A 12946-nucleotide genomic window follows, 5' to 3' on the forward strand; every position below is an offset into this window, starting at 1 on the left:
CGGTTCCGCAAGGGTCGGGATCCCGCGCGCGCCGGTGTGCGTCCGCTCGTCACAGGGAGCATCATCGGGTCCTGTACCGCCTGCGGCCTCGCGTTCCGGCGCCGGTCGCCGGGTGGCGGAGCGCGACCGGGCCGGCGCGCGTTGAGCCGCCGTTGATCGGACGTTTTTCGGCGCACGGCACCATCGCAGCCATGCACAACGACACCACCGCCGCACCCGACCTCTCCTGGCAGGAACAGGCACTGTGCGCCCAGACAGGATCCGACTTCTTCTTCCCCGAGCCGGGCAGCTCGGTACGGGAGGCGAAGCAGATCTGCGGACTGTGCGAGATGCGCTCCGCGTGCCTCGAGTACGCGCTCAGCCATGACGAACGCTTCGGCGTCTGGGGCGGCCTGTCCGAGAAGGAGCGGCTCGGCCTCCGACGCGCCCAGCACTAGGGAGCCCGGGAGCCCCGGGAGCCCGGGAGTCGGGCAGACGCGGGCAGCGGGCCCGTACCCCGTGAATGCGGCGCGCCTCACGGTTCCCGGCAGGCACAATCCACGGCATGGTCCACACTCCGCGGCAGCAGGCCGAGCACCTGCTGAACGCCCTCGATCCCCTGCCGTATCCCTTGCGCACGCGTGAACTCGCCGCCCGAATACGGGACCTGCGGGACGCGCGCCCGCTGTTGGACGAGTTGCGGTCCCGCGGGCCCTACGAGCGCGGGCTCGCGGTGATCGGGGCGGCCGTCGCCCGGGACGCGGAGTGGATCGGGGCGCGGATCGCCGACCCGGACCCCTTCGTGCGCGGGCACGCGCTGCGTGCGGCCGACTGTCTCCGCGTACCCGACTCCGCGTACGGGGCGGCGCTCACCGACGCGCCCGAGGTGGTGCGGCGGGACCTGCTGCGTGCCGTGGTCGCGGGGCGGCGCACCGCGCTCGCGGACCGGCTCGTGGAACCGCTGCGGAACGCATGGGGCGACGCGGAGGCGGCCCGCCTGCTGCCGGGGTGCTCGCCCGCGACGGTCGCCCGGCTGCTGCCCTCCCTGTTCCACGCCGTACGGGGCTGGACGTCCCTCGGCGGGCGGCATGCCGGAGCCCTGCTGGACGCGGTGGAGGGCGAGTTGACGGCACTGCCCCCGTCGCTGCGCGATGCCTGGTGGCAGCGGTACGCACGGGCCGTGACGGTCACCGTGCCCGCCGAGCCGTTGCGTGCCCTGGACCTGGTCGAGCGCTTCGCGCCGGGCCACCTCCCGCCACAACTCCGGGACCGGCTGGGCGCGTTCGCGGCCGTCGCCCCACGACGCGTGCTCCGCCTGCTCCTCGCGGGTGACGGCATCCCGTACGGCGTCGTGCGCAGCCGCTCGCTGCTCCGCCTGCTGGCGCGGACACCGGGGCCGGAACTCCGGTCCTTCGGCGCCGCGTTGGCCGAGTCGGGCGACCTCGCCGCGCTGCTCGCGGCGCTGCCACCCGCTCGCCGCCACCCCTTCTACACCGAGGTGATGGCCGGGCGCGGTCTCCCCGGCACCCCGGTCGACGCCGTCCTCCTCGACGCCCTGCCGCGCAGTCACGTCGCCGGGGAGGCGCGGCGGATGGCCGCCGCGGCGCGCGGGAGCGGCGCCGCATGGGACACCGTCCTGCTCGCCGAGTCCCGGCTGCCGGTCGCCGAGGTACGCGACCGGCTGGTGGAGGCGACCCGCCGCCCCGCCGCCGAGGACCGGGCCGTGGCCTGGCCGTTGCTGATCGACAACGCCGCCCGCTCCGGCGACCCCACGGCCGTCGTCGCCGCACTGGAGGAGTCGGCACGGCTCCGCAACGAGCGGGACCCGGTGCGGCAGCCCGCCCTGTGGGCGCTGTCCCGCATCCCGCCCGCCCTGTTCACCGAGGACGCCGAGCCGCATCTCGACAGGATCGTCGCCGACGCCCTCGACGCCCGGGACTCCTCGCCGGCGACCCGCCGCAACCTGAGCGAACTCGCCCTGTCCGTCCTCCGGGAGCACGCCGCGGGGACGTCCAGGGACCTGGTCAACTGGGCGCTGCGCACCCTCGTGCGGATCTCCGGCAACACCGGCGCCGCCGATCTCGGCCGGCTCGACGCGACCCTGCGCCGGGGACAGGAGCACCAGGTGTACGAGGCGCTACGGCCGTGGATCGAGGCCGGGGCGGAGAAGGCCGACTACAGCCTCGCCTTCGCGCTGGTCCGGGCCGTGGGACGGCGCGCCGCCACGATGACCGAGGTGCAGGAACTCCTGTGGCAGGCCATCCGGTTCGGGAACGACACGACCGTACGCACCGCTGTCGGTCTGTGGCTGCAACCGCCCGCGGGCCGGGACGAGCGGGCCGCGCGCGTCCTCGCCCTCGACCCCTCGGCAGGCGCGCTGCGACCCGTCCTCGCCGTCGTCACCCGGCGCCGTACCGACCTCCTCGACGTCCTCCTCGCGGACACCCCGCCGTACGGGCGCTTCCTCACCAGGGGCAGCCCGTGGAACGTGCCGGTGAGCCGGGACGTACGGCGCTGGCTGCCACGCCAGCAGCAGGCCGTGGCCCGCCGGTCGGCCGGGACGGCGGCGGACACGGGGCTGCCCGCGTCCACCCGGGCGGCCGCCGTCGAACAGGCCGCGCGGGTACCGGGCCGGGGCGCCGAACTCGTCCGGCGCTGGACCGGCTCCCGGAACACCGTGCTCGCGGAGGCCGCGCTCGGCGCGCTCGCCCACACCGACCGGCCCGGTGAGGCGCTCCCCGAACTGCTCGCGCACGCGGGTGACGACCGGGCGCGTGTCGCCGTGTACGCGGCCACGCGGGCGTCCCGGCACGCGGCACCCTCCGGGCTCGCGGACCTGCTGCGCGAGGTGCTGTTCGCGCCGGACACCAAGGTGACCAGCCGCAAGGAGGCCGCCCGGCTCGTCGCGACCCGGCTCCCGGCCCCGGAGGCCGCGCGCCTCCTCACCTCGGCGTACCGGCGGCCCGGCGCCCACCCCGACGTGCGGGCCGCGTGCGTCGCCTTCGCGGGCACGCTGCTCGCGCAGGAACCCGTGTGGACGCTGCTGCACGACGCCGCCGGGGCCGAACCCGTGCTCCGCGCCGCCGTGCTGCGCGTCGAGCCCCTCGACCTGCCGGAACGGCACCGTGAGCGGTACGCCCGGCTCGTACGCGACGTGTCCACGACCGACGACCCGCCGACCGCCGTCCTCGCATACGCCGCCCTGGCCCGGTGGGCGCCCTGGTGCCCCGACGCGCCCACCGTCCTGGCCGCCGCGGCGGCGGACCTGTCGAACCGCACGGGCTGGCGTGCCGCGGCCCAGGGGCTGGTGACCGCGGCGGCGGGTTCGGACAGGGGAGCCGGCGGGGTGCGGGACGCCCTGCACGCACTGGTGCGGGCCGAGACGGCCACGGACACGGACACCGGTGACCCGGACGGCGCGCCCGGGGCCGGGAGCCAGGACGCGGGACCGGCGGGAGGCATGGCGAAGGTGATCCCCCTGCGCGGCGCGTCCACCGCCGCCCCCACCCACCCGGACACCGGACCTCACCGGGACCGGTCCGACACCGCCGGCGCCGGACCCTACCGGGACCAGCCTGAAGGCGCCGATGCCGGGCCCCGCAGGGACCGGCCCGATACCGCCGATGCCGGAGCCCGCAGGGACCGGTCCGATACCGCCGATGCCGGACTCGACCGGGACCGGCCTGGTACCGCCGATGCCGGACTCGACCGGGACCGGTCCGATACGGCCGGCGCCGGGCCCCGCAGGGGCCGGTCGGATACCGCCGATGCCGGACCCCGCAGGGACCGGCCCGATCTCCCCGCCGCCGAGTCCGGCCCGGCCCCGCTCGATCTCGTCGGGGCCGGGCGCCGTCGGGAGCAGGCCGCCGGGACCGATGCCGAACCCCGGCGGGACCGGCCCGCGCGGCAGCGCGTCGACCATCTCGTCGGGTGTCTCGCGCGGCAGGCCCGGATCGACGCCGCGCCCGTGCGCGCGGCGGCCCTCGGCGCCGCCGACCTGCTCGCGCGGTACGACGCGTTCGTGCCGCAGGCCGCCGCGCTCACGGTGGTCCACTGCGACCTGGACACGGAGGCCGGGCAGGTGGACGCGGCCCTGACCCGGCTGGCCGCGCTGACACAGGGGCGGCCGGCGCTCGCGGCCAGGACCGCCCGGGAACTCGGCGAACGGCTGCGCCGCGGGACGCACGAGGGCGACGCCGGGGTCCTGCTCGGCGCCGCCCACCGCCTCACCGCGCACGGTGGTCACGGCGAAGGGCTGCTCGCCGTGGCCCTCACGGCCGCACTCGGCGCCCGCACGGACTGGGGACCGCCATGGCGCGCACAGCTGAGAGCACTGCGCCGCCACCCGGTGGCCGACGTCCGCGACGCGGCGCTGGCCCAGGTGACGGTGTACGAGTGAGCGATGCCCTGGTCCCGGCGCGCGCCGGGACCGGGGCATCCAGTCACACCGGGGTGCTCACAGCGCGGCGGCGCGGGCCGCCATGCGGGCCTTGCGGGCCGCGAGCTTCTCGTCGAACTTACTGGCCTCGGCGTCCAGGCCGCCCATGTAGAGACCGAGCTCTTCCTGGGCCTTGAGCCCCTCGGGGCCCAGGGCGTCGATGTCGAGGACCTTGAGGTGACGCAGTACCGGCATGAGCACGTCGTCGTGGTGGATCCGCATGTTGTAGACCTCGCCGATCGCCATCTGCGCGGCGGCGCGCTCGAAGCCGGGCATGCCGTGTCCGGGCATCCGGAAGTTGACGATGACGTCCCGCACGGCCTGCATGGTCAGGTCGGGGGCGAGCTCGAACGCGGCCTTGAGCAGGTTGCGGTAGAAGACCATGTGCAGGTTCTCGTCGGTCGCGATGCGCGCCAGCATGCGGTCGCAGACCGGGTCGCCCGACTGGTGTCCGGTGTTGCGGTGCGAGACGCGGGTCGCGAGTTCCTGGAAGGCGACGTACGCGACGGAGTGCAGCATCGAGTGGCGGTTGTCCGACTCGAAGCCCTCACTCATGTGCTGCATACGGAAGGCTTCCAGCTGGTCCGGGTCCACGGCGCGCGACGCGAGCAGGTAGTCGCGCATCACGATGCCGTGCCGGCCCTCCTCGGCGGTCCAGCGGTGCACCCAGGTGCCCCAGGCGCCGTCGCGGCCGAAGAGGGAAGCGATTTCGTGGTGGTAGCTGGGCAGGTTGTCCTCGGTCAGGAGGTTCACGACCAGCGCGATGCGGCCGAGCTCGGTGACCTTGGACTGTTCCTTGTCCCAGGCTTCGCCGTCCTCGAAGATGCCGGGGAAGTTGCGACCGTCGGACCAGGGCACGTACTCGTGCGGCATCCAGTCCTTGGCGACCTTCAGATGACGGTTGAGCTCGGTCTCCACCACTTCTTCCAGCGCGAACAGCAGCCGTGCGTCGGTCCAGTCGGAGGACGGGCTGCCGAGATGGGGAGAAGTGATCGTCACGGGGGCTCCAGGGGGACGTGAATTCTGAGCGGTGTTTCTGAGCGGGTACCCAACCTACGGAATCGTAGGCTACGTATCCGTAGGTTACGATGCCGTAGGTTAAGTGCGCCATAAGAGACGCTGATCAGCGGCGATCCGTCCGCAGATCGATCCGGCGGACACATGAAGTCCATTCACCCGGCGGACGCGCAGGTCGCGGGGCTGTGGACGGGGCCCCGCCGGGTCCTCAGCCGTACAGCTCGCGCAGCCGGACCGAGAGGCATGTCACACAGCCCTCGAGCTTCTCGAACTCGCTGATGTCGACGAGGACGGGTTCGAGGCCGAGGCCCGCGTACAGCTCCGCGGTCTTGGGGGCGCTCGCGGCCATCAGGAGCCGTCCGCCGCCGAGCAGGACGACGTGCGAGCCGGCCTCTTCCGGCACCGCCAGGAAGCGCGGGAACAGCGACGGCGTGTCCACCAGTGGCCCGTGCCCGACGACGGTGCCGTCCGGCAGCGCGGTGACGGCCGACTTCAGATGCAGCACCTTGCTCACCGGTACGGCGACGACCCGGGCGCCGAGCGGCTCGAACGTGGCCCTCAGCTGCTGGATGCCGGCTCCGTTGGTGCGGCCGCCGAGACCCACGTAGACCGTGTCGCCGACCTTCAGGACGTCACCGCCGTCGAGCGTGCCCGGCTCCCAGACCCAGTTCACCGAGCAGCCGAGGCGGGCGACCGCTTCCTCGACACCGGCGGTCTCGCCGCGCCGGGACTCCGCGCCCGGGCGGCCGATCAGGGCCACGTTGCGGAAGACGACCACCGCGTCCTCCACGAACACGGAGTCCGGGCAGTCGTCGGCGGGCTCCACCTCGACGGTCTCCCAGCCGTGCGTACGCAGCGCCTCCGCGTACGCCTCCCACTGTTCGAGCGCCAGGCCGAGGTCGACGGGCGTGCGCTCCAGGTGCGTGACGAGACCTTCGGCCAGGCGGGGGCTGGGACGGCGGATGAGGGCCTTCTGGCTGGGCACGTGCGGGGCTCCGTCTCGGCAGGGTGTGTCCGCACATCATGCAGCCCCCACCCACGCGACAACAGCCCCCCGCCCCGCCCCGCAAGGGGCGCGGGGAACGGCGCGGCCCGCCCCCACCACACCCGCACCCGGCAACGCCCCCGCTAGGGGCGCGGGGAACTGCGCGACCAGCCCCCACCCACCCGCACCCCACGAACAACCGTCAACGCCCCCCCGGAAGGGGCACCGCGCCGGTCGTCACACCCGTGCGGACCGGTGGGGGCCGGCCGCGCAGTTCCCCGCGCCCCTCAGGAGCGGGGCTCCGCCACCGCCTCCGATGTCGTCTCCGTCAGCTGCCCGTCCAGCGACAGCCACCGCGTGATGCCGATCGACTCCAGGAACGGCATGTCATGGCTGGCCACGATCAGTGCCCCCTCGTACGACTCCAGGGCACTGGTCAGCTGCCGCACGCTCGCCATGTCGAGGTTGTTGGTCGGCTCGTCGAGCAGCAGGAGCTGCGGTGCGGGCTCGGCGAGCATCAGCGCGGCCAGCGCCGCCCGGAAGCGTTCGCCGCCGGAGAGCGTCGCCGCCTTCTGGTCTGCGCGGGCGCCCCGGAACAGGAAGCGGGCCAGCCGGGCCCTGACCCGGTTGTTGGTGGCACCCGGCGAGAACCGGGCCACGTTCTCGGCGACCGTCAGCTCGTCGTCGAGCACGTCGAGACGCTGGGGCAGGAAACGCAGCGGCACATGGGCCCGCGCCTCCCCGGCGACGGGTTCCAGCTCCCCGGCGACCGTACGCAGCAGCGTCGTCTTGCCCGAGCCGTTGCGCCCGATCAGCGCGACCCGCTCGGGCCCGCGCAGATCCAGGGAGCCCGCCGTGCCCGCACCGTACGCCGGCTGCAGATCCAGCAGCGTGAGGACGGTACGGCCCGGCGGTACGGCCGTGTACGGCAGGTCGACGCGGATCTCGTCGTCGTCCCGCACGGCGTCCACCGCGTCGTCGAGCCGCTCCTTCGCCTCGGCGAGCTTCTCCTCGTGCATGATCCGGTGCTTGCCCGCGGACTCCTGGGCGGCACGTTTGCGCGCCCCCATGATGATCTTCGGCTCGCGCTTCTGCTCGAACATCTTCTGGCCGTACCGCTTGCGGCGGGCCAGCTTGACCTGCGCGTCGGCCAGTTCGCGCTTCTGCTTCTTCAGGTCGGACTCGGCGACGCGCACCATGCGCTCCGCCGCCTCCTGCTCGGTGGCGAGCGCCTCCTCGTACGCCGAGTAGTTGCCGCCGTACCAGGTGACCTCGCCGGAGCGCAGGTCGGCGATCTGGTCGACCAGGTCGAGGAGTTCCCGGTCGTGGCTGACCACGACCATGACCCCGGACCACGCCTCGACGGCCGCGTACAGCCGGCGGCGCGCGTACAGGTCGAGGTTGTTGGTGGGCTCGTCGAGGAGCAGCACGTCGGGCCGGCGCAGCAGCAGCGCCGCCAGGCGCAGCAGGACCGACTCGCCGCCCGAGACCTCGCCGATGGTGCGGTCGAGCCCGATGTGGCCGAGGCCCAGTTCGCCGAGCGTCGCCACGGCGCGCTCCTCGACGTCCCAGTCGTCGCCCACCGTCTCGAAGTGCCTCTCGGACACGTCGCCCGACTCGATGGCGTGCAGCGCGGCGCGCCGGGCGGCGATGTCCAGCACCTCGTCGACCCGCAGACCGGTGTCCAGAGTGACGTTCTGCGGCAGGCGGCCGACCTCGCCCGCGACGCGGACGGTGCCGTCGGAGGGGGTGAGTTCCCCCGCGATCAGCTTCAGCAGGGTCGACTTCCCCGAGCCGTTGACGCCGACGAGCCCGGTCCTGCCGGGGCCGAACGCCGCCTGGAGGTCCTCGAACACGGGAGTGCCGTCCGGCCAGGCGAAAGAGAGGGAGGTGCAGGTGACGGAAGTGGGGGCACTAGACATATGGGCCTCACAGTGCTGGATGCGGTCAGGGCGACACGTATCGAGACACCGGGGGGCGACGGCCGGAAGGACGGAGTCCTGCGGGGCATCCTGGGAACATGGGAGGAGCCCTGTTCCACGGGACGGCTCGGAGCCGAGGTCGCACGCAGCGCACACACGGGTAGGTGTGTGACGCGGTGTCTCATGACCTCAGACGAGCAACGTCCTTCTCCATTCGACGGCAACAGGACCGCTTTACACCGTAGGAGGGGGCCTTGCCGCTGTCAACGAATTAAAGACCCAGGCCCTCTGACCTCCTCCTCCCGACCTCCCCAGAGCCCCTGCCTGCCCCCTGAGCCCCCGACCCCGACCGCCCGAAGGAGACTCCGTGTTCACCGGCCCGCTCTCACTGCCCGCCCGTCTCTATCTGCTGGCCTGGGACACCACGAAAGGCAAGGTCACCGGGGCGTCCCAGGTCCCCCATCTGGTGCGGGCCGGCGCCCTCACCGAGCTGGCGCAGCGCGGGCTGCTGGCCGACACGGAAGGCTCCGCCACGCCCACCCGTCCCGACGGCCGGACCGGTGACCCGGTCCTCGACGGCCTCATGGAACTCATCGAGGAGTCCCGGCCGCACAAGTGGAAGACCTGGGTGAGCCTGCGGGCCCGCATCACGCTGGACGCCGTGGAGGCCCAGCTCGCCGCCGACGGGTATCTGCGCGCCGAGAAGACACGGGTACTCGGCGTCTTCCCGTCCGTGGACTACGAGATCGACCGCGTCGCCGCCGTGGACAGACTCCGCGAGGAGGCACGGCTGGTGCTGGCGGGACCGGTGCCCGTGGACGAGGTGTCCGTGCGGGACGCCGCGCTCGTCGCGCTGGCCGCCGCGGCCGAGGTGCGTCCGCTCGTGGCGGGTACGGAGCGCCGGCAGTACGACGAGCGCGTGGCCGCCCTGGGCGAGCGCAGCGCGACGGCGAACCCGGCTCTCCGGGAGGCGATCCAGGAGGTGCGCTCGGCGGTGACCGTGGCGCTGGCGGCACCGGGGGTGCCGGGGGAGTGAGAGAACCGGTCCGCCGGGACGTCGGGCCGGTGGAGCGTCAGCAGGAGTCGCGCAGCAGTTCGGCGAGGTCGTGGTCCAGATCCTGGTGCAGGTGCTCCAGGCCGACGGGCACCAGCTCCGTCGAACTGTCCAGGAAGTGCCGCAGTTCCCCGGCGCGCACATGGATCACGGCGGTGCCCTCCGGAGCGTGGAACTCCAGGACGATGCGGTCGTATCCGTACGGCCGCACCCGCACGTCGCCGTGTCCCACCTCCTCCTCGAGTCCCGAGGCGAGCAGCTCGCGGGCGAAGGTCCAGCACACGTCCACGCCTTCGAGCGTGGACGGCGCAGGGAAGGACATGCGGACGGCGAAGGGATCGGCGGGGTCGTAGCCGAGTGTCGCGGGAATGCTCGGCATCCGCGGCGCGGCAGCGACCAGGCGGGCCTCGACGGGCTGCTCGATAACGATGGACAACGCCTTGCTCCCTTGTGACGTGCGAACGAACTGCGGACGGATGAGCCGGGCACTTGTAGAGACGTCGGAACCGGCCAATCCGTGCCTGCGAAAACGCATGAACTCCGAGTGACCTCCGTCACCGCCTTTCAATCACGGGAGTGATCGCTGATTTCCCCAGTGGTCGCTGAAACCTCCCGGGGCGTCTGGACGTGGCCGGGGGAGTGGGGCTAGCTTCGCCCGCCATGAGGGGCTTGGGGAAGACGCGACGCACGAGACATGGGGAATTCACGAGGCGCCTGCTGGCGGCGGGGGTGGGCGCCGCGGCGGTCGCGGCCGTACTCAGCGCGCCGGCACAGGCACACGGACCGTCAGGACACGGGCCGAATGGCGCAAAACCGCCGCACTGGGAACTCAAGGACAGCGGCACGGACGCGCGCTTTCGCGGACTGGCCGCCGTCAGCCGCGGCACCGCCTGGCTCGCGGGGGCGAGGGGCACCGTCCTGCGCACCACCGACGGCGGCGCCAACTGGCGGAACGTGTCGCCGCCCGGCGCCGCCGGACTGGAGTTCCGTGATGTCGAGGCGTTCGACGGCAGGCGTGCCGTAGTGCTCGCCATAGGTGAGGGCGAGGCGTCCAGGATCCTGCGGACCGAGGACGGCGGCGCGACCTGGACCGAGTCCTTCCGCAACACCGACGCGAGAGCCTTCTACGACTGCATGACCTTCTTCGACCGGCGCCACGGTCTGGCGATGAGCGACCCGGTGGACGGGAAGTTCCGCATCCTGTCCACCGGCGACGGCGGCCGCTCCTGGAAGGTGCTGCCCGCCGCCGGCATGCCCGCGGCGCAGCAGGGCGAGGCGGGCTTCGCCGCCGGCGGGCAGTGCCTGGTCAGCGCGGGGCCCCGGGACGTGTGGCTCGCCACCGGCGGAGCGGCGCGCGCGCGTGTGCTGCACTCCTCCGACCGCGGTCTCACCTGGACCGCCGCCGACACCCCGGTCCCGGCGGGCGACCCGGCCCGCGGTGTCTTCGCCCTCGCCTTCCGCGACCGGACGCACGGCATCGCGGTCGGCGGCGACTACCGCGCCGACCGGAGTTCGCCCGAGGCGGCAGCGGTCAGCGGCGACGGCGGCCGCACCTGGACGACGGCCACCACCCCGCCGCCGGCCTACCGCTCCGGCGTCACCTGGCTCCCGCACAGCCGCACCGCCGCCCTCGCGGTCGGCCCCACCGGCACCGACCTCACCACGAACGGCGGCCGCACCTGGCGCACCCTGGACGCCGGCTCGTACGACACCGTGGACTGCGCCCCCGACCTGTCCTGCTGGGGCTCCGGCGAGAAGGGCCGGGTGGCACGCCTGGAACGCTGACCCGACGGAACCGGGCCCGGTCCGGCGCGCCCCGCCCGCCGGTCTAGGCTCGACGGCACCATGACGACCGTACGCATCCCCGCGGGCTGGCCCGCCACCGAAGAGCGGGCCCGGGCCGTGCAGGACGAGTTGCGGGGACGGGTGGTCCTCGACGAGCCGGGACCGCCGCCCGGAACCGGCCGGGTGACCGGCGTCGACGTGGCGTACGACGACGAGCGCGATGTCGTCGTGGCCGCGGCCGTCGTGCTCGACGCGGCGACCCTCGGCGTGGTCGCCGAAGCCACGGCCGTCGGCCGGGTGCCCTTCCCGTACGTGCCCGGACTGCTCGCGTTCCGGGAGATCCCGGCCGTCCTCGCCGCCCTCGACGCCCTGCCGTGCGCACCGGGCCTGGTGGTCTGCGACGGCTACGGTCTGGCCCACCCCCGCCGCTTCGGCCTGGCCAGCCACCTCGGCGTCCTCACGGGCCTGCCCACGATCGGGGTCGCCAAGAACCCCTTCACCTTCGCGTACGAGGAGCCGGGAGCCCCGCGCGGCTCCTCCTCCCCGCTGCTCGCGGGCGAGGAGGAGGTCGGCCGGGCGCTGCGCACCCAGGCGGGGGTCAAACCGGTGTTCGTCTCGGTCGGCCACCGGGTGACGCTGGAGACGGCCTGCGCCCACACGCTCCACCTCGCGCCGCGCTTCCGCCAGCCCGAGACGACCCGGCACGCGGACGCGCTGTGCCGCCGCGCGCTGCGGGAGACGACGGTCACCGAGGGCGACGGCGGACAGTGACACCGTGCCCCGAAGCCCGCCGCCGGTCCCGGCCGGCCGGGATGGTCTGCACGGTCATGGGGTGGCCGCTCCGAGCAGCTCCTCGCGCGAGATGACGTCGGCCCCGGTGGCCGGCACCGTGCAGGCGTAGGCCCCGGCGACGGCGCCGAACAGTCCGCAGCGCTCGGGCGGTTCACCCGTCAGCCGTCCGTAGAGATAGCCGGCCGCGAAGGCGTCGCCGGCGCCGTTCGAGTCCACGACCGGCGCGGCCGGTGTGACGGGCGGGATGTGCGTCAGTTCGCCGTCGAACAGCTGGTACGCGCCCTCGGCCCCGGCGGTGGCGACGACCACCTCGGCCCGCCCCCGGCCGGCGATCTGCCGCATGGTCCTCTCCGGATCGGCCAGCGCGGTCGTCGACACGAAGACGATGTCGGCCTCGTACGCGAACTGTTCCTGGTAGGGCTGCGTGCCGTCCCAGTTGTGGAGATCGGTCGAGAGGGTCACCCCCATCTCACGCAGGAGCGGGAGGGCGTGCGCACAGGGTTGGGTGATGGAGACATGGACATGGCGGCTCACCGAGGCGAGGGCCCGTACGGTCTCCGGAGGCAGCCGGTCGTCCTCGTGTCCGCGCGTGCCGTCGTACAGCGACAGCCGCCGCCCGTCCGGCCCGACGAGGTTCACCGCACGTTTGGTGCCGGCCGGCTGGGGGACCTCGGTGAGCGCGATGCCCCGGTCCCGGTGCAGTGCCCGGACCAGATCACCGTGGTGGTCCGCGCCCAGCATGTCGAGATGGTGCGTCCGCAGGCCCAGGGCGTGCACCCCGAGCGCGACGAAGTCCCCGGTCTGCCCGGCCCGCGCCTCGATCGAGGGCACCAGGTGGCTGTCGGCGTACGGCAACGGCAGCTCGGGCACGTACACGATGGTGTCGACCCCGGCACCCCCGAGGACCAGTACGTCGATCTCGCTGTTCAACGGCACTCCTTCGAAGACATGGGCCCGGTACGGGGCGCGCGGGG

The 12946-nt window shown here is 73.7% G+C and carries 10 protein-coding genes; 5 read left to right on the forward strand and 5 right to left on the reverse strand.

Annotated features, from left to right (window positions below; all coding sequences use genetic code 11):
• Nucleotides 1–191 precede the first annotated feature (191 nt).
• Both ACFYXC_RS06780 and ACFYXC_RS06785 read left to right on the forward strand, forming a co-directional pair.
• The gene (locus ACFYXC_RS06780) at nt 192–437 is read left to right on the forward strand and encodes a WhiB family transcriptional regulator (RefSeq protein WP_388905123.1); all 246 of its coding nucleotides are present in this window, start codon (nt 192–194) and stop codon (nt 435–437) included.
• Between the two features lie 107 nt (nt 438–544).
• The gene (locus ACFYXC_RS06785; protein WP_389547754.1) at nt 545–4378 is read left to right on the forward strand and encodes a hypothetical protein; all 3834 of its coding nucleotides are present in this window, start codon (nt 545–547) and stop codon (nt 4376–4378) included.
• A gap of 57 nt (nt 4379–4435) precedes the next feature.
• Here the strand turns inward: ACFYXC_RS06785 and ACFYXC_RS06790 are convergent, their stop codons facing one another.
• From ACFYXC_RS06790 to ACFYXC_RS06800, 3 genes are all read right to left on the reverse strand, one after another.
• Entirely contained in the window at nt 4436–5416 is a 981-nt protein-coding gene (locus ACFYXC_RS06790) for an acyl-ACP desaturase (protein ID WP_388905126.1), read from the reverse strand.
• Between the two features lie 226 nt (nt 5417–5642).
• Nucleotides 5643–6419 (reverse strand): dimethylargininase, encoded by a 777-nt coding sequence (ddaH, locus tag ACFYXC_RS06795; protein WP_389547758.1) that lies wholly within the window; start codon nt 6417–6419, stop codon nt 5643–5645.
• Between the two features lie 287 nt (nt 6420–6706).
• A complete protein-coding gene (locus ACFYXC_RS06800) occupies nt 6707–8341 on the reverse strand; it encodes an ABC-F family ATP-binding cassette domain-containing protein (protein ID WP_388905130.1) in 1635 nt (544 codons plus the stop codon).
• Between the two features lie 367 nt (nt 8342–8708).
• Here ACFYXC_RS06800 and ACFYXC_RS06805 point away from each other — a divergent pair, with 367 nt between their 5' ends.
• Nucleotides 8709–9377 carry a GPP34 family phosphoprotein gene (locus ACFYXC_RS06805; protein ID WP_388905131.1) on the forward strand — a complete coding sequence of 223 codons (669 nt, stop codon included), beginning with the start codon at nt 8709–8711 and terminating at the stop codon, nt 9375–9377.
• A gap of 37 nt (nt 9378–9414) precedes the next feature.
• On the opposite strand, the gene ACFYXC_RS06810 is transcribed toward ACFYXC_RS06805, so the two are convergent.
• Nucleotides 9415–9831 carry an SsgA family sporulation/cell division regulator gene (locus ACFYXC_RS06810; protein ID WP_388905133.1) on the reverse strand — a complete coding sequence of 139 codons (417 nt, stop codon included), beginning with the start codon at nt 9829–9831 and terminating at the stop codon, nt 9415–9417.
• A gap of 224 nt (nt 9832–10055) precedes the next feature.
• Here ACFYXC_RS06810 and ACFYXC_RS06815 point away from each other — a divergent pair, with 224 nt between their 5' ends.
• Both ACFYXC_RS06815 and ACFYXC_RS06820 read left to right on the forward strand, forming a co-directional pair.
• The gene (locus ACFYXC_RS06815; protein ID WP_389547762.1) at nt 10056–11180 is read left to right on the forward strand and encodes a WD40/YVTN/BNR-like repeat-containing protein; all 1125 of its coding nucleotides are present in this window, start codon (nt 10056–10058) and stop codon (nt 11178–11180) included.
• 60 nt (nt 11181–11240) lie between these two features.
• Nucleotides 11241–11951 (forward strand): endonuclease V, encoded by a 711-nt coding sequence (locus tag ACFYXC_RS06820; RefSeq protein WP_389547765.1) that lies wholly within the window; start codon nt 11241–11243, stop codon nt 11949–11951.
• Between the two features lie 54 nt (nt 11952–12005).
• Here ACFYXC_RS06820 and ACFYXC_RS06825 read toward each other — a convergent pair whose 3' ends face one another.
• On the reverse strand, nt 12006–12902 hold the full coding sequence (locus ACFYXC_RS06825) for an adenosine kinase (protein WP_389547767.1): 897 nt from the start codon (nt 12900–12902) through the stop codon (nt 12006–12008).
• Between the last annotated feature and the right edge of the window lie 44 nt (nt 12903–12946).

It is taken from the genome of Streptomyces sp. NPDC002701 (assembly GCF_042889045.1).
GTDB lineage: Bacteria > Actinomycetota > Actinomycetes > Streptomycetales > Streptomycetaceae > Streptomyces.